Annotated in this window: 19 protein-coding genes; 12 read left to right on the top strand and 7 right to left on the bottom strand. The window is 65.4% G+C overall.

Annotated features, from left to right (window positions below; genetic code table 11):
- On the bottom strand, positions 1-774 hold the full coding sequence (locus tag A9976_RS09150; RefSeq protein ID WP_183018741.1) for a LamB/YcsF family protein: 774 nt from the start codon (positions 772-774) through the stop codon (positions 1-3).
- Positions 775-889: 115 nt separating this feature from the next.
- Between A9976_RS09150 and A9976_RS09155 the strand changes: the two genes are divergently transcribed.
- Positions 890-1,825, top strand: a complete 936-nt coding sequence (locus A9976_RS09155; protein ID WP_183018742.1) for a LysR family transcriptional regulator — start codon at positions 890-892, stop codon at positions 1,823-1,825.
- A 211-nt stretch (positions 1,826-2,036) separates the two neighbouring features.
- Here the strand turns inward: A9976_RS09155 and gyrB are convergent, their stop codons facing one another.
- From gyrB to dnaA, 3 genes are all read right to left on the bottom strand, one after another.
- The gene (gene gyrB / locus A9976_RS09160; RefSeq protein WP_183018743.1) at positions 2,037-4,616 is read right to left on the bottom strand and encodes a DNA topoisomerase (ATP-hydrolyzing) subunit B; all 2,580 of its coding nucleotides are present in this window, start codon (positions 4,614-4,616) and stop codon (positions 2,037-2,039) included.
- Between the two features lie 202 nt (positions 4,617-4,818).
- Complete coding sequence (gene dnaN / locus A9976_RS09165) at positions 4,819-5,937, bottom strand: DNA polymerase III subunit beta (RefSeq protein WP_012201942.1); 1,119 nt, start codon at positions 5,935-5,937, stop codon at positions 4,819-4,821.
- Positions 5,938-6,058: 121 nt separating this feature from the next.
- The gene (gene dnaA / locus A9976_RS09170) at positions 6,059-7,465 is read right to left on the bottom strand and encodes a chromosomal replication initiator protein DnaA (protein ID WP_088166400.1); all 1,407 of its coding nucleotides are present in this window, start codon (positions 7,463-7,465) and stop codon (positions 6,059-6,061) included.
- Between the two features lie 414 nt (positions 7,466-7,879).
- Between dnaA and rpmH the strand changes: the two genes are divergently transcribed.
- From rpmH to A9976_RS09205, 7 genes are all read left to right on the top strand, one after another.
- Positions 7,880-8,014, top strand: coding sequence for a 50S ribosomal protein L34 (rpmH, locus tag A9976_RS09175; RefSeq protein ID WP_012207856.1), 135 nt, complete (start codon positions 7,880-7,882; stop codon positions 8,012-8,014).
- Between the two features lie 58 nt (positions 8,015-8,072).
- Positions 8,073-8,582 (top strand): ribonuclease P protein component, encoded by a 510-nt coding sequence (locus tag A9976_RS09180; protein ID WP_183018744.1) that lies wholly within the window; start codon positions 8,073-8,075, stop codon positions 8,580-8,582.
- Positions 8,579-8,869, top strand: coding sequence for a membrane protein insertion efficiency factor YidD (gene yidD / locus A9976_RS09185; protein ID WP_183018745.1), 291 nt, complete (start codon positions 8,579-8,581; stop codon positions 8,867-8,869). Before A9976_RS09180 ends, yidD begins: the two co-directional genes overlap by 4 nt.
- Complete coding sequence (yidC, locus tag A9976_RS09190) at positions 8,866-10,578, top strand: membrane protein insertase YidC (protein WP_183018746.1); 1,713 nt, start codon at positions 8,866-8,868, stop codon at positions 10,576-10,578. The genes yidD and yidC overlap by 4 nt, the downstream gene beginning before the upstream one ends.
- Before the next feature lie 98 nt (positions 10,579-10,676).
- Positions 10,677-12,098 (top strand): tRNA uridine-5-carboxymethylaminomethyl(34) synthesis GTPase MnmE, encoded by a 1,422-nt coding sequence (gene mnmE, locus A9976_RS09195; protein WP_183018747.1) that lies wholly within the window; start codon positions 10,677-10,679, stop codon positions 12,096-12,098.
- A gap of 218 nt (positions 12,099-12,316) precedes the next feature.
- Positions 12,317-12,796, top strand: coding sequence for a Crp/Fnr family transcriptional regulator (locus A9976_RS09200; protein ID WP_183018748.1), 480 nt, complete (start codon positions 12,317-12,319; stop codon positions 12,794-12,796).
- A gap of 176 nt (positions 12,797-12,972) precedes the next feature.
- Positions 12,973-13,710 (top strand): hypothetical protein, encoded by a 738-nt coding sequence (locus tag A9976_RS09205; protein ID WP_183018749.1) that lies wholly within the window; start codon positions 12,973-12,975, stop codon positions 13,708-13,710.
- A gap of 17 nt (positions 13,711-13,727) precedes the next feature.
- Here the strand turns inward: A9976_RS09205 and A9976_RS09210 are convergent, their stop codons facing one another.
- On the bottom strand, positions 13,728-14,285 hold the full coding sequence (locus A9976_RS09210; RefSeq protein ID WP_012207849.1) for an adenine phosphoribosyltransferase: 558 nt from the start codon (positions 14,283-14,285) through the stop codon (positions 13,728-13,730).
- Between the two features lie 97 nt (positions 14,286-14,382).
- Between A9976_RS09210 and A9976_RS09215 the strand changes: the two genes are divergently transcribed.
- The 4 genes from A9976_RS09215 to A9976_RS09230 are packed head-to-tail and all read left to right on the top strand — an operon-like array spanning position 14,383 to position 17,394.
- Positions 14,383-15,384: an SIS domain-containing protein gene (locus tag A9976_RS09215; protein ID WP_183018750.1), complete on the top strand. Its 1,002-nt coding sequence runs from the start codon at positions 14,383-14,385 to the stop codon at positions 15,382-15,384.
- On the top strand, positions 15,384-15,944 hold the full coding sequence (locus A9976_RS09220) for an HAD family hydrolase (protein ID WP_183018751.1): 561 nt from the start codon (positions 15,384-15,386) through the stop codon (positions 15,942-15,944). Before A9976_RS09215 ends, A9976_RS09220 begins: the two co-directional genes overlap by 1 nt.
- On the top strand, positions 15,941-16,558 hold the full coding sequence (gene lptC, locus A9976_RS09225; protein WP_183018752.1) for an LPS export ABC transporter periplasmic protein LptC: 618 nt from the start codon (positions 15,941-15,943) through the stop codon (positions 16,556-16,558). Before A9976_RS09220 ends, lptC begins: the two co-directional genes overlap by 4 nt.
- A 35-nt stretch (positions 16,559-16,593) precedes the next feature.
- On the top strand, positions 16,594-17,394 hold the full coding sequence (locus tag A9976_RS09230) for an SDR family oxidoreductase (protein ID WP_183018753.1): 801 nt from the start codon (positions 16,594-16,596) through the stop codon (positions 17,392-17,394).
- A gap of 105 nt (positions 17,395-17,499) precedes the next feature.
- Here A9976_RS09230 and A9976_RS09235 read toward each other — a convergent pair whose 3' ends face one another.
- Positions 17,500-18,030 carry an RNA-binding protein gene (locus tag A9976_RS09235; protein WP_180318428.1) on the bottom strand — a complete coding sequence of 177 codons (531 nt, stop codon included), beginning with the start codon at positions 18,028-18,030 and terminating at the stop codon, positions 17,500-17,502.
- Positions 18,031-18,285: 255 nt separating this feature from the next.
- Positions 18,286-18,660 carry an RNA-binding protein gene (locus A9976_RS09240; RefSeq protein WP_012207843.1) on the bottom strand — a complete coding sequence of 125 codons (375 nt, stop codon included), beginning with the start codon at positions 18,658-18,660 and terminating at the stop codon, positions 18,286-18,288.
- Between the last annotated feature and the right edge of the window lie 293 nt (positions 18,661-18,953).

Genomic DNA, 18,953 nt, shown 5'->3' on the forward strand with positions numbered 1-18,953 from the left:
TCAGAAGGCCATCTCGGTCAGCGGGACCACGCGCACGCCCTGGCGCTCCAGCTCGGAGCGCACCTGGGTGGCCAGCGCCAGCGCCGTGGGCTCGTCGCCATGCGTGCAGAACGAGCGCAGGGCCGACGGCAGGCGCTTGCCGGAAGGGGTGATGATGGCCTGCTCTTCTACGAAGCGCAGTACCTGGCGTGCGGCCACCTGCGCATCGACGATCACCGCATGGGGTTCGGTGCGCGGCGTCATCAGGCCGGATTCCGTATAGGTCCGGTCGACATAGGCTTCCTCGGCGACCTTCAGGCCCTGCGCATGGCCCGCCTTGACCATCTCGGAGCAGGCATTGGCCACGAAGATCAGCTCTCGGTCCGCCGCGCGTATGCCCCGGGCGATGGCCGTGGCGATCTCCGCGTCATGGTGCGCCATGTTGTTGAGCGCGCCATGCGGCTTGACGTGCGTTACCCGGGCTCCTTGGGCGCTGGCGATGGCCTGCAGGGCGCCGATCTGGTAGGTGACCATGTACTCCAGGTCGCTGGCATTCATGCGGATCTGCCGGCGGCCGAAGCCCCAGATGTCGTTGAAGCCCGGATGCGCGCCGATCGACGCGCCGTGCGCCAGCGCCAGCCTCACGGTCTGCACCATGACCGTGGCATCTCCCGCGTGGAATCCGCAGGCGATGTTGGCCGATCGGATCACCTTCATCAGCTCGGCGTCGTTGCCGATCCGGTACTTGCCGAAGCTCTCGCCCATGTCGGCATTGAGATTGATGTATGGCTGCATCGGGGGCTCCTGGGTTCCGGTAGGGGGCAGAGCCAATGTACGAACCGGCAGAAACTGTGTCCAATGCATTTGTGGACTCTCAGATGTTGCAGGCAATGCATAAGCGGAGGTGGACATGCTGGATCTGAAGGCACTGCGGTGCTTCGTCGTCGTGGCCGAGCGGCTCAGCGTTTCCCGGGCCGCACCGGTGCTGCACATCAGCCAGTCGGCACTGTCGCGCCAGATACAGGGGCTCGAAGAAGTGCTCGGCGTGTCGCTGTTCGACCGGATCGGCAAGCGGCTGGTATTGACGGCCGAGGGCGATGACCTGCTGCCGCGTGCTGCCAGCCTGGTCGATCAGGCCCTGGACCTGTCCACTCGCCTGCGGTCCATGGCGCGCGGCGAAGCGGGGCTGCTGAGGATAGGTGCGACGCCGCAGACGATCGAAGGCCTGCTTTCGCCGGTCCTGGTGTCCCTGCGGGCCAGGTACCCGGCCATAGAGACATCACTGGTCGAAGGATCGAACGACTTTCTTCTGGAGCAGTTGCAGACGGGCGCGGCCCACGTGGCCATCGCCGCGCTGCCGCAGCAGCATTCGTTCGAGAGCCAGGCGCTGTTCATGGGCTACCTGCACGCCGTCGTCCCCGAGTGCCAGACCTTCACCAGCGGCAATAGCGCCGAGGTCGGCGCCCTCGCCGACCAGCCCCTGCTGCTGCTGCGCAAAGGCTTCATGACGCGCAAGGTGTTCGACCGTGCCTGCGCTCAGGCGGGCATGCGCCCGCGCGTCATCCTGGAAAGCGACAGCACCCAGACCCTGCTGGCGCTGGCCAATGCCGGCTACGGCATTGCCATCGTCTCTTCCGCGGCTCTGCGCCACCGCCTGGCCATGGAAGGCAGCCGCCTTGTCGCGCTGACGCTGGACGGCCAGGCGCTGGGCCAGATGATCTCGGCGGTCTGGGACCCCGCGCGTGCGCGGTCCGCTGTTCTTGAGCCGTTTCTGAGGGAGCTGGCGGAGCATGCTGTGCCGGGGATCAGTTGTTGCCGTTCAGGCAGCCCGCCAGTACTGCCATAGAGCAAGCGGCGGCCTGAGTTGCGGACGTTTTGACCCATCCTCAGGCTTGAGCGCGTCGCTGGTCGGTTGCCAGGAACATGGCGCCCCAAGGATCAATGCCAACGCGGCGCGGCTCGAAGAACGCTCCACGCCCTGCACCTTCCAGCCGCAGCAGTGCTCGGCATGCAGGCCGGTAGGCCTGCCGTCGCCCTCCACGCCCAGCGCCTGGGTATCACACGTCGATATTCCCGGCCCGCAGCGCATTCGCCTCGATGAAGTCCCGGCGCGGCTCCACTTCGTCGCCCATGAGCATGGTGAACACGCGGTCGGCCTCGATGGCGTCGCCGATCTGCACCTGCAGCAGGCTGCGCACGGTGGGGTCCATGGTGGTTTCCCACAGCTGCTCGGGGTTCATTTCGCCCAGGCCCTTGTAGCGCTGGCGGGCCGTGGTGCGTTCGGCTTCGTGCAACAGCCATTGCATGGCCTGGCGGAAGTCGCCGGCCTTGTCGCTCTTGGCCTTTTCGCCCTCGCCACGCGTGACCTTGGCGCCTTCGCCCAGCAGGCCGTTGAAGTTCTGGGCTTCGTCGGCCAGCGCGGCGTAGTCGTGGCTGCGCACGAACTCCTGGGTGAGGATGGAGCTCTTGATGTTGCCGTGGTGGTGGCGGCTGATGCGCAGCACGGGCTTTTCGGAGACCGGGTCGATTTCGGCCGTGACCTCGGCGGGCACGCCCGTGGTGGTCAACTCGCGCAGCTTGGCCTCCAGGATGGGGGCGCAGGCCTGGGCCGCCTCGATGCTGTCCAGCGTGATCTGCACGCCGTCGGCGATGGCGCGCAGGGCCTCGGCATCCATGAAGTTGGACAGGCGGTCGATGACGGTCTCGGCGGCCAGGTGCATGTTGGCCAGCTTGGCCAGTTCCTCGCCGTCCAGCGTGCGCGGGTTGGCTCCGCCGGTGCTGACGCTGGCGTTCATCAGCGCGATGCGCAGCAGGTACTGGTTGAGCGCGGGGCCGTCCTTGATGTACAGCTCTTCCTTGCCGTTCTTGACCTTGTACAGCGGCGGCTGGGCGATGTAGATGTGGCCGCGCTCGACCAGGTCCGGCATCTGGCGGTAGAAGAAGGTCAGCAGCAGGGTGCGGATGTGGGCGCCGTCCACGTCCGCGTCGGTCATGATGATGATGCGGTGGTAGCGCAGCTTGTTGGGGTCGAAGTCGTCGCTGCCGCTCTTGCCCGATTCGGCCGTGGCCTTGCCGATGCCGGTGCCCAGGGCCGTGATCAGGGTGACGATTTCGTTGCTGGTCAGCAGCTTTTCGTAGCGGGCCTTTTCCACGTTCAGGATCTTGCCGCGCAGCGGCAGGATGGCCTGGAACTTGCGGTCGCGCCCTTGCTTGGCCGAGCCGCCGGCGGAGTCACCCTCGACGATGTAGATCTCGCACAGCGCCGGGTCCTTTTCCTGGCAGTCGGCCAGCTTGCCGGGCAGGCCCATGCCGTCGAGCACGCCCTTGCGGCGCGTCATCTCGCGGGCCTTGCGCGCAGCCTCGCGGGCACGCGCGGCATCGACGATCTTGCTGCACAGGATCTTGGCGTCGTTGGGCTTTTCCTCCAGGTAGTCGGTCAGCGCCTTGGCGACGATGTCCTCCACGGGCGCGCGCACTTCGCTGGAGACCAGCTTGTCCTTGGTCTGGCTGCTGAACTTGGGCTCGGGCACCTTCACGGAGAGTACGCAGCACAGGCCTTCGCGCATGTCGTCGCCGCTGACCTCGACCTTGGCCTTCTTGGCCAGTTCGTTCTGCTCGATGTACTTGCCGATGACGCGCGTCATGGCGGCGCGCAGGCCCGTCAGGTGGGTGCCGCCGTCGCGCTGCGGGATGTTGTTGGTGAAGCACAGCACCTGTTCGGCATAGCTGTCGTTCCACTGCATGGCGACTTCGACGCCGATCTCTGTGCCGGGGATGCCGCCGTAGCTTTCCGCGGGGCGGTTGCCGTTGGCGTGGAAGGCCGTGGGATGCAGCACCTTCTTGTTGGCGTTGATGAACTGCACGAAGCCCATGACGCCACCGGCGCCGGAGAAGTCGTCTTCGCGGCCGTCGCGCTCGTCCTTGAGGCGGATGCGCACGCCGTTGTTCAGGAAGGACAGTTCGCGCAGGCGCTTGGCCAGGATCTCGTAGCGGAACTCATGGTTCTGCGTGAAGATTTCCGTGTCGGGCAGGAAGTGGACCTTGGTGCCGCGCTTGTCGCTCTTGCCGACCACGCGCATGGGAGAGACCTCGACGCCGTCCACGATCTCGATCGGGCGGTTCTGCACGTGGCCGCGCGAGAAGTCGATTTCGTAGACCTCGCCGTCGCGGCGCACGTTGAGCTTGAGCCAGATGGACAGCGCGTTCACGCAGGACACGCCCACGCCGTGCAGGCCGCCCGAGACCTTGTAGCTGTTCTGGTTGAACTTGCCGCCCGCGTGCAGTTCGGTGAGGGCGATCTCGGCCGCCGAGCGCTTGGGCTCGTGCTTGTCGTCCATCTTCACGCGCGTGGGGATGCCGCGGCCGTTGTCGATGACGGACAGGGAGCCATCGGCATGGATGGTGACCAGGATGTCGTCGCAGTAGCCGGCCAGGGCTTCGTCGATGGAGTTGTCCACCACTTCGAAGACCAGGTGGTGCAGGCCCGTGCCATCGGAGGTATCGCCGATGTACATGCCGGGGCGCTTGCGCACGGCCTCCAGGCCTTCGAGGATCTGGATCGCACCTTCGCCATAGCCGCTGGAGTCTGAGCCTTCGGGGGCAATGGTCTGGTTTTCTGGCTTGTTCTCGTCGGTCATGGAAGGCCCTGGGGTAGTTCCGTCGGAAGCTGTCGCTTCGCTTGAAAATGTTCGATTCGGCCGCTGGCGCGGTGCGTAGGGACGCGCGCTGCGGGCTACGAGTCGGGTAGGGTGGTTGCGCACCTTGCACCGGCTTGTGCCACCGGGCGGCGGGTGCAGGGGCTGCGCAATGTGTCAGGCATCGGTGTCGTGTGGCGCGCGGTCAGATGCGCATGGGCATCACGACGTACTTGAAGCTGTCGTTCTCGGGGATGGTCAGCAGGGCCGAGCTGTTGCCGTCCTGCAGGTCGATCCTGATCATGTCCTGGCTCATGTTGGACAGGGCGTCGATCAGGTAGGTGACGTTGAAGCCGATCTCGATGGTGTCGCCACCGTAGTCGATGTCCAGCTCGTCCATGGCCTCTTCCTGCTCGGCGTTGTTGGAGGCCACGCGCAAGGTGCCGGGCTCCACCGTCAGGCGCACGCCCTTGAACTTGTCGCTGGTCATGATGGCCGTGCGCTGCAGGCTGGCCAGCAGCGGGGCGCGGCCCAGGGTCACGCTGTTGGTGTGGTTGCGCGGGATGACACGGTTGTAGTCGGGGAACTTGCCCTCGACCAGCTTGGTCACGAACTCCATGCCGCCAAAGGTGAACTTGGCCTGGTTGTTGGCGAACTGCATCTCGATGTGGGGCTGGTTCTCGCCACCGGCATCCGACAGCAGGCGCTGCAGCTCCAGCACGGTCTTGCGCGGCAGGATCACTTCCTGCTTGGGCACTTCCACGTCCAGCTGGCTGCTTGCGAACGCCAGGCGGTGGCCGTCGGTGGCCACCAGGGACAGCTGCTTGCCCTCGGCCACGAACAGGATGCCGTTGAGGTAGTAGCGGATGTCCTGCACGGCCATGGCGAAGGAGACCTGGCCCAGCAGGTCCTTGAGCACCTTCTGCGGCACGCTGAAGGAAGGGCCGAAGGCCGCAGCCTCCTGCACCAGCGGGAAGTCCTCGGCCGGCAGGGTCTGCAGCGTGAAGCGGCTCTTGCCGCCCTTGAGCACCATCTTGGCCTGCTGGGTCTCCAGGCTCACGGTCTGGTCGCCGGGCATGGTCTTGAGGATGTCGATCAGCTTGCGCGCGCCCACGGTGGTGGTGAAGTCGCCGGTGTCGCCGCCGAGCTCGGCGGTGGTGCGGATCTGGATTTCCAGGTCGCTGGTGGTCAGCTGCAATGCGTTGCCGGTCTTCTTGATCAGCACGTTGGCCAGGATGGGCAGCGTGTGGCGGCGTTCGACGATGCCGGACACCGATTGCAGGACCGCGAGAACTTTGTCTTGTGTGGCTTTCAGGACGATCATGTCAACCTCTGATTTAAGGATGCGGGTCTCGGTAGGAGCGGCGGCTCACAAATGAGCCCCCTCTTGCCGCTCGAATCCCCCATTTTGCCGCGTACATACGACCTGAACGGGGGAGTTTTCATCAACCTTTGAGAGTTTGCTCCAGCACGTGCAGCTGCTGGTTCAGCTCGGTCAGTTGCTGGCGTTCGCCGGCGATCTTGCGCACCGCGTGCAGCACGGTGGTGTGGTCGCGCCCGCCGAACAGCTCGCCGATCTCGGGCAGGCTCTTCTGGGTCAATTCCTTGGCCAGGTACATGGCAATCTGGCGCGGCCGTGCGATGCTGGCCGGGCGCTTCTTGCTGTACATGTCGGCCACCTTGATCTTGTAGTAATCGGCCACCGTCTTCTGGATGTTCTCCACACTGATCTGGCGGTTCTGGATGGACAGCAGATCACGCAGGGCCTCGCGGGCCAGCTGGATGGAGACTTCCTTCTGGTTGAAGCGCGAATAGGCCAGGATCTTGCGCAGCGCGCCTTCGAGCTCGCGCACGTTGGAGCGCACGTTCTTGGCCACGAAGAAGGCGACTTCCTCGGGCATCTCGGCGTTCTCGGCACGGGCCTTGTTGATCAGGATGGCCACGCGCATCTCCAGCTCGGGCGGCTCGATGGCCACCGTCAGCCCGGAGTCGAAGCGCGATACCAGCCGCTCGTGGATGTTCGCCAGACCCTTGGGATAGGTGTCCGAGGTCATCACGATGTGGCTCTTCTTGGCCAGCAGCGCCTCGAAGGCGTTGAAGAACTCCTCCTGCGTGCGGTCCTTGTTGGCGAAGAACTGCACGTCGTCGATCAGCAGCAGATCCAGCGAGTGGTAGCGCTCCTTGAATTCGTCAAAGGTGCGGCGCTGGTAGGCCTTGACCACATCCGAGACGAACTGCTCGGCATGGATGTAGAGAACTTTGGCGTCGGGCTTGTCGGCCAGCAGCTTGTTGCCCACGGCATGCACCAGGTGGGTCTTGCCCAGGCCCACGCCGCCGTAGATGAACAGCGGGTTGTACAGGTGTCCGGGCGAGCCCGCCACATGCATGGCGGCCGAGCGTGCCATGCGGTTGGCCGTACCTTCCACCAGGGTCTCGAAGGTCAGCGCGGCGTTCAGGCGCGTGCGAAAGACGGGCGCTGCCGCGTCTTCGCTGGTGACCGTGGGCACCGAGGTGACAATGGTTTCCGGTGGGGCCGAGCGCTCGCTGGTGGAGGGGCGGACGTAAGTCCGCACAACGCTTTCCCGCTGAGCGAGTGCCAACTCAAGCGTCACCGGCTGGCCATAGAGCGACTCCAGCATGGCCGAGATGCGGCCTGCATATTGGGCGCGGATCCAGTCGAGCTTGAAGCGGTTGGCCACGTAGACGGTGACTTTGGAGAAGTCTTCGGCGACGTGCGCGGTCAGGGGCTTGATCCAGGTGTTGAACTGCTGTTCGGGCATTTCCTGCCCCAGTTGCTCAACGCAGACTTGCCACAGGCCCTGGCCTGCATCGTTCGTAGGTTCCTCTGTCATTGTCGAAGTCTAGTTGTGGATAGGAGGAACTGTTGCGAGGCTGCCATTGTAGCTTTTGCGGAAGTTATCCACAAAATATCAGGAGCTTGTCCTCTGCCTTGTCGCAAAATGGGCAGGCATCCTTCGGGTTCGAAGGGCATTGCATCAAGCGGGCAACGCTGTGATAATCGCGGGTTTCCCTGAATGTGTTCAGGGTGATATGTCCCGCCCGTCTGCATCGGGTCTGCATGCTGCCGCTGGCGGCCTTGGGCGAAACCTCTCGGGGTTGCGCCTTGGGCTGCACATGGCAAGTGCATCGTGCAGATTTTTGGCAGGTGGCCTGGCGGTTTGCCTTTGTGGCGGCTGCTGGCTGCACTGCGTGTAGCGTGCCGGATACGGGACCGGTGCAAAACTGAACCTTCTCTAGGAACCAACATGAAACGTACTTACCAACCCTCCAAGACCCGTCGCGCCCGCACCCACGGCTTTCTGGTCCGCATGAAGACCAAGGGCGGCCGCGCCGTGATCAACGCTCGCCGCGCCAAGGGCCGCAAGCGTCTGGCCGTCTAAGGCCAGCCATTGCTGGGCGGTTTGCTCGCTGCACTGAACCCCTGAACGGGGTGCTGGCATGCAACGGCTGAAAACACGTCCGCAGTTTCAGGCCGCCATGGCTGCCGGTACGGTATCGCGTACCGCGCATTTCGCCCTGCACCGTCTCGTTCTGACGGAGCAGGGCGGCGCCATGGCGCCACCGGCAGGGCCCGGGTCGCAAGACCCGCAGGCCCTGTTCGGCGTTGGCGCCGTGCGCCAGGATGCCTGGCTGGGCGCCATGGTGCCCAAGCGCTGGGCGCGCCGCTCGGTGACGCGACACACCATCAAGCGGCAGATCTATGCCGTGGGCAGCGAGCATGAGAACCTGATGCTCCAAGGCGCCCATGTGGTGCGGCTGCGCTCGGGCTTTGACCGGCGCCAGTTCGTGAGCGCCACTTCTGATGTGCTCCGGCAGGCCGTGCGCGCCGAGCTGCAGCAGTTGTTCGCCTATGCCGCGAAACGCCTGTCGCAGCCTGCGCCCGGGCTGCCGCAGCCCGCACAGGAACGCGCCGCAGCCGCTGGCGAGAGCATCGGGGTCGCGCCATGATGCAGCGGCTGCTGATGGCGCTGGTGCGCGGCTATCGGCTGGTGCTCAGTCCCTGGCTGGGCTCGGCCTGCCGCTTCACTCCCACCTGCTCGGCCTATTCCCTTGAAGCGTTGGAGCAACACGGCGCTGCGGTAGGCTCCTACCTGACGCTGCGCCGCCTGGCGCGCTGTCATCCGTGGTGTGACGGGGGGCATGACCCTGTGCCAGAGCAAAAGCCCAGGCTGTTCACCAGCCTGACGGCTGCGCCCGAAAACACCCAACCTTCCTCACCTAAGAAGTCTTCATGAACGATATTCGCCGCACCATCCTGTGGGTGATATTTGGCTTTTCGCTGGTCTTGCTATGGGACAAATGGCAAGTGCACAGCGGCAAGAAGGCCACTTTCTTCCCCGCGCCTGCCGTTGCCACGGCCCCGGCACCTGAAACGGGCAAGGCGCCCGGCGATGCCAGCGTGCCCTCGGCGGCGGCTGCGGCAACGGCCGGTGCCGGCGAGGTGCCTGGCGGTGCTGCCGCCGCGCCCGAGGCAGCACCGCGCCAGAACGTCACGATCAGCACCGACGTGCTGCGCCTGACCTTCGACAGCCAGGGCGGCACGCTGCGCCATGCCGAGTTGCTGAAATACGCCGACTCCGCCCACAAGGACAAGCCGGTCGTGCTGTTCGACGAGAGCGTGCACCGCGTGTACCTGGGCCAGTCGGGCCTGATCGGCGGCGGTTTCCCCACGCACAAGACGACCATGACCGCGCTGCCCGGCGCACGCGAGCTCAAGGACGGCGAGGACCAGATGGAGCTGCGCTTCGAGTCGCCCGACATGGGTGGCGTGAAGCTGGTCAAGATCTGGACGCTCAAGCGCGGCGCCTACGACATCGGCGTGCGCCATGAAGTGGTGAACACCGGCACGGCCGCCGTGAGCCCGCAGCTGTACCTGCAGCTGGTGCGCGACGGCAACAAGCCTGAGGGCGAAGAGTCCACCATGTACTCCACCTTCACCGGTCCGGCCGTCTACACCGACGAGAAGAAGTACCAGAAGGTCGAGTTCAAGGACATCGAGAGCGGCAAGGCCAGTGTCGAGAAGTCTTCCTCGGGCGGCTACGTGGCCATGGTCCAGCATTACTTCGCCAGCGCCTGGCTGCTGGCCGAGGGCGTCCAGCGCGAGAACTTCCTGCGCAAGGTGGACAACAACCTCTACGCCGTCGGCATGATCACGCCCGTGGGCACCATCGAGCCCGGCCAGAGCAAGAGCGTGGAAGCGCGCCTGTTCGCCGGTCCCCAGATCGAAAAGCGCCTGGAATCGCTGGCGCCCGGGCTGGAGCTGGTCAAGGACTATGGCTGGCTGACCATCCTGGCCAAGCCGCTGTACTGGCTGCTGGACAAGCTGCACGGCTTCCTGGGCAACTGGGGCTGGTCCATCGTGGCCCTGGTGCTGCTGCTGAAGATCGCCTTCTACTGGCTCAATGCCAAGGCCTACTCCTCGATGGCCAAGATGAAGGCCATCAACCCGCGCATCATGGAAATGCGTGAGCGCCTCAAGGACAAGCCCCAGCAGATGCAGCAGGAGATGATGCGCATCTACCGCGAGGAAAAGGTCAACCCCATGGGCGGCTGCCTGCCCATCATCATCCAGATCCCGGTGTTCATCGCGCTGTACTGGGTGCTGCTGTCCAGCGTGGAAATCCGCAACGCGCCGTGGATCGGCTGGATCACCGACCTGTCGGCCAAGGACCCGCTGTTCATCCTGCCCGTGCTGATGACCCTGTCCTCGCTGCTGCAGACCGCGCTGAACCCCGCTCCGCCGGACCCGATGCAGGCCAAGATGATGTGGATCATGCCCCTGGTCTTCAGCGTGATGTTCTTCTTCTTCCCGGCCGGCCTGGTGCTGTACTGGCTGACGAACAACATCCTGTCCATCGCCCAGCAGTGGATCATCAACACCCGCATGGGCGTGCCGCCGCAGTTCAACCTGCCCAAATTCGGCAAGTCCACGCCGGCCAAGTAAGCCTGCACAGGCCCTGGCTCCAAAGCCCGCTTCGGCGGGCTTTTTCATGGGCGGCCTATCATCGGCGGCCTGAAATCCCTCCCAAGAAAGCTCCATCCATGCTGCCCCGCCACAACGACCCCATCGCCGCCATCGCCACCGCCCCGGGGCGAGGTGCCGTGGGCATCGTGCGTGTGTCCGGCAAGGGCGTGGCGCCGCTGGTGCGGGCGCTGTGCGGGCGCGACCTCAAGCCGCGCGAGGCCACCTATCTGCCGTTTCGCGATGCCCAGGGCGACCCCATCGACCACGGCCTGGCCCTGTTCTTCCCGGCGCCACACAGCTATACCGGCGAGGATGTGCTGGAGTTGCAGGCCCACGGCGGCCCCGTCGTTCTGCAACTGCTGCTGGCGCGCTGCCTGGAGGCTGCGCAAGCCTCGGCAGAAGGCCATCGCAGCGTGCTGCCGGGCCTGCGCCTGGCCCAGCCAGGTGAATTCACCGAGCGTGCCTTTCTCAACGACAAGATCGACCTGGCCCAGGCCGAGGCCATTGCCGACCTGATCGACGCCAGCACCGAGGCGGCCGCGCGCAGTGCGAGCCGTTCGCTGTCGGGCGCTTTTTCCGAGGAAATCCATGGCCTGCGCGACGCGCTGGTGCACCTGCGCATGCTGGTCGAGGCCACGCTGGACTTTCCCGAGGAAGAGATCGACTTCCTGCAAAAGGCCGATGCCAGCGGCCAGCTCACGCGGCTGCGCGGCAAGCTGGACCAGGTGCTGTCGCGCGCCCACCAGGGCGCGCTGTTGCGCGAAGGCATCAAGGTCGTGATCGCGGGCCAGCCCAATGCGGGCAAGAGCTCGCTGCTCAACGCGCTGGCCGGAGCGGAGCTGGCCATCGTCACCCCGATTGCCGGCACCACGCGCGACAAGGTGCAGCAGACCATCCAGATCGAGGGTGTGCCGCTGCATGTGATCGACACGGCGGGCCTTCGCGAGAGCAGCGACGAGGTCGAGCGCATCGGCATCGCGCGCGCCTGGGACGAGATCGCCGCGGCCGATGCCGTGCTCTTCCTGCACGACCTCACACGCATGGGCGAGGGCGACTACCTGGCGGCCGATGCCGCCATTGCCGAAACCCTGGCCCAGAAGCTGCCGCGCCAGGTGCCCGTCATCGATGTCTGGAACAAGACCGATCGCGCGGAACCTGCCCGGATGCAGGCGCATGGCGGCCGTGAAGGCAGCGTGGCACTGTCGGCACGCACGGGCGAGGGCCTGGATGCCTTGCGCCGGCGCCTGCTCGACGTGGCCGGCTGGCAGTCCGCCCCTGAAGGTCTGTATCTGGCGCGTGCGCGCCATGTGGAGGCACTGCAGGCCGTGGCCGCCCACCTGCAGGAGGCCGAGCTGCAACTGGCGGCCCAGGCCGCCCACCTGGACTTGCTGGCCGAGGAACTGCGCCTGGCCCAGGTCTCGCTGAACTCCATCACCGGGGAATTCAGCTCCGACGATCTGCTGGGCGTGATCTTTTCCAGCTTCTGCATCGGCAAGTGAATGCAGTGCCGGTGCAGCCCGGCACGCTTGCACGGATGGTGATGCAGCGGCAGTATTTATCTTTTGCTACAAAATTTGCCGACGAAAACCCGGGCACCGGCATTGGCGTGTCCGCTGCTGTCGCTTAGCATGCGGCGTGCCGCAGCGACCCTCGTCGCTGCCTGCCGCCGGGCGTAGCCCTGGCGCGGGTGCGCGGCCCCCTTCGAACCGGATCCGCCATGTCTTCTTCCTCCCACAATGATTTGCGGCCACTGGCCCAGGCCATGTCGTCGGCCGTGGCTGTCGATGGTGTGCAGAACGCGCTGACCTTGGAGCAGTGGGATCTGTTGGCGCCTTACCTGATGCCCGTCATGCTGGCTGCAGGCGAGCTGTTGTTCGCCGAAGGTTCGCTGGACCGCAATCTGTACTTCGTGGAGTCCGGCAGCCTCAGCGTGCACTACCAGGATACGAAGGAACGCATCCGCCTGGCCATCGTCGGCCCGGGCTCCATCCTGGGCGAGGGCGCCTTCTTCGCGCACCGCGCGCGCCATGCCACCGTGCAGGCGGCCGCGCCGGGACGGCTGTGGTGCCTGACGGCCATGCGCTTCGCCGAACTCAGCAATCGCCAGCCCGGTGTGGCGCTGGCCCTGGTCATGGCGGCCGGCCAGGTGCTTGCCCGCCGTGCGGTGGACAGCCGCCGCCGGGTGGCCAGCACCTGAACTGCATCCGGACAGCACTTCAGAGGGCTCCCAGCGGGGCCGGGGCAGATTACAGACCGGGCTTTGCTTTGCGACAAATTGATACAGCGGTTTTTGCAACACCTGTGCTCAAAATGTCGCCAAGTTGCAGGCACAATGCCGCGAGTTTGTGACTATTCGTGACAATGAGAGCCCCCATGTCTGTGTTCAACTGGTTTTCCCGCAAGCCTCAGCCAGATCAAGGCCGTGGTTCGCCTGGAGACGATGGCCAGGCCAGTTCCGTGGCACGTCGTGATGCGGGGTCCGGCGGGCGCCGCAGCGAGCGTTCCGAGCGCCGTGAGCAGCTCTACGGTGTGGTGCGCGATGTCATGGTGCGTGCCGGTGTGTTGTCGGCCAGCTACAAGTTCAAGGTGCTCTCGCTGGACAACGTGGGCCAGCGCTTCGTGGTGATGATGGACTTGGCGCGGGCCTATGCCAGCGAAACCGCGCGGCTCAGCGAGATCGAGGCCATGCTGGCCCAGGCCGCCAAGGCCCGCATGGGCGCGGTCGTGACGGCCGTGTACTGGCGGGTCAGCGACCAGAACGCTGCAGCCCAGGCCCAAGCCCAGGTGCATTCCGCGGCGACGCGCGCCCCGCGCCCCGCCTCGCCCATGGCCGTCCCGGTGGCGGCCGCGATGGAAGCAGCAGCGCCACAGCGCCGCAGGCAGGACATGGCGCCGTTCGAGCCCATAGACGATCAGGAAATGGCGGCATTCAAGCTGGCCGTGGCAGCCATGCCCTCGGCGCGCCGTGGCACGGGATCTGCAGCTGCCGTTGGCGTGCGCCGCTCCGGCCCCTTGCTCGGGCCAGGTGCAGGCGATCGCGGTGCGGACTTTCCCAACAGCACGCTGGACCACCTGGACCTGGGTGTCACCCAGTACGGCGAACTGCGCTGATCGGGCCGCTGCCTGGCTCAGTGGCCGGCGAAATCCACCAGCGTGAACAGCGGCAGTCCACTATCGCGCAGCAAGGTGGAGCCGCCCAGCTCGGGCAGGTCCACAATGGCCGCGCCCTCGATCACGGTGGCGCCGAGTTTCTCCAGCAATCTCTTGCCGGCCATCATGGTTCCGCCGGTGGCGATCAGGTCGTCGATCAGCAGCACGCGGTCGCCCGCCTTGACGGCGTCGGTGTGCAGCTCCACGGTGGCACTGCCGTACTCGAGTTCATAGGTTTCCTCCACCGTGGTGAAGGGCAGCTTGCCCTTTTTGCGGATGGGCACAAATCCCACACCCAATTCGTGGGCCACCACGGCGCCCAGGATGAAGCCGCGTGCATCGAGCCCGGCCACCACATCGGGTCGCATGCCGCGCTGCATGTAGCGGTGCACGAAGGCGTCGGTCATCACGCGAAACACCTGCGGGTCCTGCAGCAACGGCGTGATGTCGCGGAACTGCACGCCGGGCGCCGGCCAGTCGGGAACGGTGCGTATGTGGGTGCGCAGGTAGTCGTTGACGCTGGGGGTGGTATGCATGGCGCTGGATCGGGGGCTGGAGAAGACGGGCCAGTGTACCCAGGCGCCTGATGGCGACCGCCGCCGCCGGATGGCCAGACCGCCTAAAATCATCCAGATGAATTCTGATGCTGCCACCCTGGATGCGCTGGACACGCCCCGTGCCCTGCGCCTGGCCCGCGACACCCTGGGCATCGAGGCCGATGCCCTTCAAGCCATGTCGCAGCGCCTCGATGGCGTGTTCGGCGAAGTGGTGCAGCGCATCCTGCGGCTGTCCGGCCGCGTCGTCGTGATGGGCATGGGCAAGAGCGGCCATGTCGGGCGCAAGGTGGCTGCCACCCTGGCTTCCACGGGCACGCCTGCGTTCTTCGTGCATCCGGCCGAGGCCAGCCATGGCGATCTGGGCATGGTGACCGGCATCGACCTGGTGCTGGCGCTGTCCAACAGCGGCGAGGCCGACGAGCTCGCCGCGCTGCTGCCCGCCATCAAGCGCCAGGGCATCGCGCTGGTGGCCATGACCGGCGGCGCGCAATCCACGCTGGCCCGCCATGCCGACTGGGTGCTGGACACCCGTGTCGAGCGCGAGGCCTGCCCCCTGAACCTGGCGCCAACGGCCAGCACCACGGCGCAAATGGCCATGGGCGATGCCCTGGCCGTGGCCTTGCTCGATGCGCGCGGCTTTGGCGCCGAGGACTTTGCGCGCTCCCATCCGGGCGGCGCGCTGGGCCGCAAGCTGCTGACCCATGTGCGCGATGTCATGCGCAGCGGCAACGAGCTGCCGAAGGTCGGGACCGATGCCAGCTTTGTCGAACTGATGCGCGAGATGAGCGCCAAGGGCCTGGGCTGCTCGGCCATCGTCGATGCGGCAGGCGTGCTGCAAGGCATCTTCACCGACGGAGACCTGCGCCGCCGCGTGGAGGCCGGCACCGACCTGCGCGCACTGCAGGCTGGCGATGTCATGCACAAGGGGCCCCGCACCATCGCCGAAGACGCGCTGGCCGTGGACGCCGCCAGCATGATGGAGGAGCACGGCATCACCGCGGTGCTGGTGGCCGATGCGCAGCGCCAGCTGCGCGGCGTGGTCCATATCCGCGACCTGATGCGCGCCAAGGTGATCTGATGGCACGCGCTCCCTTGACGCCCGTGCAGAACTGGGACGCACAACTGCTGCTGCTGGCACAGGATGTGCGGGTGGCCTTCTTCGATGTCGATGGCGTGCTCACCGATGGCGGCCTGCTGTTCTCTGGCGAGGGCGAGGTGCTCAAGCGCTTCAACACGCTGGACGGCCATGGCCTGAAACTGCTGCAAAAGGCCGGCATCACGCCCGCCGTGGTGACGGGCCGCGACTCGCCGGCCCTGCGCCTGCGGTTGAGCAATCTGGGCGTCACGCATGCGCGCTTTGGCACGGAAGACAAGGTGCCTGCCGCCGAGGCCATTCTGGGCGAGCTGGGCCTGCAGTGGCACCAGGCGGCAGCCATGGGCGACGACTGGCCCGACCTGCCCGTGATGCGGCGCTGCGCCTTTGCCTGCGCGCCGGCCAACGCCCATGACGAGGTGCTGGCCGTGGCCGACTGGATCACGCCGCGCAGCGGTGGTGAAGGGGCGGTGCGCCAGCTGTGCGACCTGCTGCTGGCCGCGCGTGGCGCCTATGCCGGGCTGCTGGCGGAATACGCATCATGATCCAGGCCTGGCGCCGCGTCGGTGACCGGCTTTCCCTGTACCTGCCCGTGCTGCTGATGGGCCTGCTGGCGCTGGGCACCTGGTGGCTGGTGCGCAATGCTCCGCAGCCCGTGGCCAGCGGCACCGAAAAGGCCGTGGCGCACGAGCCCGACTACTTCATGAAGGATTTCTCGATCAAGAGCTTCGACGCCACGGGGCGCCTCAAGAGCCAGATCGAGGGCAGCGTGGGCCGCCACTATCCGGATACCGACACCCTCGAAATCGACAACGTGCGCATGTTCGCAGTCTCGCCTGAAGGCCGCATCACGCGCGGCAGCGCCAAGCGGGCGCTGAGCAATGCCGATGGTTCCGAGGTGCAGATGTTCGGCAATGCCGTCGTCACGCGCGAGCTATTTGTGACGGCAGGTAAACAGCCGCAACCGCAGTTGCAATTCCAGGGCGAATTCCTGCACGCCTGGCCCAACGAGGAAAGAGTGAGCTCCAACCAGCCCGTGGTGCTGACCCGTGGCAAGGACCGTTTCACGGCCGACAGCATGCAGTACAGCAACCTGGATCTGGTGATGAAGCTGCAGGGCCGCGTGCGCGGCACCCTGCAGCCGTCCAGGACCCGGTAAGGCGCCAGCGCAGGCCTGCCGATGGAGAACAAGCCATGACGACATCCTCGCGCAGCCCGGCGCCCCTGGCCTTCATCACCGGTGCATCCAGCGGCATAGGCCAGGCCCTGGCCTGGCATGCCTACCAGCAAGGCTGGTCGCTGGCACTGGTTGCGCGGCGTGGCGACGTGATGGCGCAATGGGCTGAGCAGCAGGGCCTGGCAGCGTCGCGCTTTGCCATCTACGAGGCCGATGTGGCCGTGCCCGACAGCATCATCGCTGCCGCCCGGCGCTGCGAGCAGCAGCAGGGCCTGCCCGATGTCGTGATTGCCAATGCCGGCGTCAGCTGGGGCGTGGACACCTCGATGCGCGAGGATATCGACACCATGCAGCAGGTGCTGGCCGTCAACACCATGGGCGTGGCGGCCAGCTTCCATCCCTTTATCGCGCCCATGGTGCGGCGTGGCAGCGGGCAGTTGGTCGGTATCGCCAGTGTGGCCGGGCTGCGCGGCCTGCCGGGACACGGTGCTTATTGCGCCAGCAAGGCTGCAGTCATTGCCTATTGCGAAAGCCTTCGCGGTGAATTGCGCAGTAGTGGCGTAAAAGTCACTACATTGCTTCCTGGTTATGTGGATACACCCCTCACACGCGGTAACCGGTATGGCATGCCATTCCTATTGCAGCCCCATGAGTTTGCGGCGAGGGCCTGGCGCTCCATTGATGCCGGGCGCAGCCTGGCCATCATCCCCTGGCAAATGGCATGGGTCGGACGTTTGATGAAAATTCTGCCCAACCCCTTGTTTGACCGGCTGCTTGTAGGACGAAAGCGCAAACATCGTCATTCTAAAAATCCCTGAAGTTCATCGTGCCCGGGGAATATGTTTATGCATAAACTTGCACTCGCAAAAAAGGCTCCCTGAAGGAGCCTTTTCTAGTTTGGGGGAGCATGGAGACCGGGGGCCTCATTCTCCGTTGTTATTGTTGTTTCCCCAGCCGCCGCCACGGCCGCCATTGCGGGGGCCGGAGCCATAGGGACTGCGGAAACCACCATCGCCACGGCCGCCGTAGCCGCCGCCTCCACCGCCGTCACCACGGCCATAGCCACCACCGCCGCCGCCATCGCTGCGTCCGTAGCCTCCGCCATCACCGCGGCCACCGCCACCGTAGCCACCGCCGCCGCCATCACCACGGCCATAGCCGCCGCCACCGCCGCCACCAAAGCCGCCCGAGCGCGGTGGACGAGGCTCCATGGGGCGCGCTTCGTTCACCACGAGGCTGCGCCCGCCCAATGGTTGGCCATTCATGCCCTGAACGGCTGCCTGTGCCTCGGCATCGCTGCCCATTTCGACAAACCCGAATCCCTTGGAGCGGCCTGTGTCGCGTTCCATCATGACCCGGGCGCTGGTGACAGCGCCGAACTGGCTGAATGCCTGCTCCAAGTCGTTGTCACGCACACCATAGGGAAGGTTGCCGACGTAAAGCTTATTGCCCATCAAAAACTCCTCAACTCCTCAATGCTCACTGGTTTGCGCTCGGCTTCAGGACGCACAGACATCAGGTTCTTTGTATACAAGAGCCTGTCCAACCTTCCTAAACACATAGCGTTCGAACGGGTCTGCCCGAAACCAAATTATGAAGCACAAAAATCAAAAAGATAAATGCTCGAAAACACAAGCTGATAACGTTTGGCAACAAAAAAGGGGCCCGAAGGCCCCATTTTTTTGCTAACGCAAGCTCTAAGCGAGTGCTTAGTAGCTGTTGCGACGGCCGCCGCCACCGCCGTAGCCGCCGTCACGGTTGCCGCCGCCGAAGCCGCCGCCACCGCCGCCACCACCAAAGCCGCCGCCGAAGCCGCCGCTACGGGGAGCGCGGGGCTCCATCGGACGGGCTTCGTTGACCACCAGGTCACGGCCGCCGCGGTTTTGGCCGTGCAGGCCTTGGATAGCAGCTTGTGCTTCGGCATCGCTGCCCATTTCGACGAAGCCGAAACCCTTGGAACGGCCGGTGTCGCGCTCCATCATCACTTTGGCGCTGTTGACGGCGCCGAATTCGCTGAAGGCTTGCTCCAGATCGCTGTCACGGAAGGTGTACGGCAGGTTGCCGACGTAAAGCTTGTTGCCCATGGAGGACTCCTGAAAAAACTGGAAAACGCGATGGAGCCCTAGGGAGTCAACACGGGATGACAACGTTAGAGACGCAAACGCACTCGCCCTCATTGAGCCGAAGCCCGAACGAAAGCCTGCCCATTATGTGGCAGAAGTTTTCGCACGTTATTACTGTTTCGCAAAAATTCGTCGTGCCCGCCACAGAATGCCCCTGGGAGTAACCCTGAAATTGCGGCAACGCATAAGCAAGTGCCGTGGCGGCAGTGGTGGCCGGCATGCGGATCGGGGTGCTGCTATGATCGCCGGCTCAG

It is taken from the genome of Delftia sp. UME58 (genome assembly GCF_014170385.1).
GTDB lineage: Bacteria > Pseudomonadota > Gammaproteobacteria > Burkholderiales > Burkholderiaceae_C > Comamonas > Comamonas acidovorans.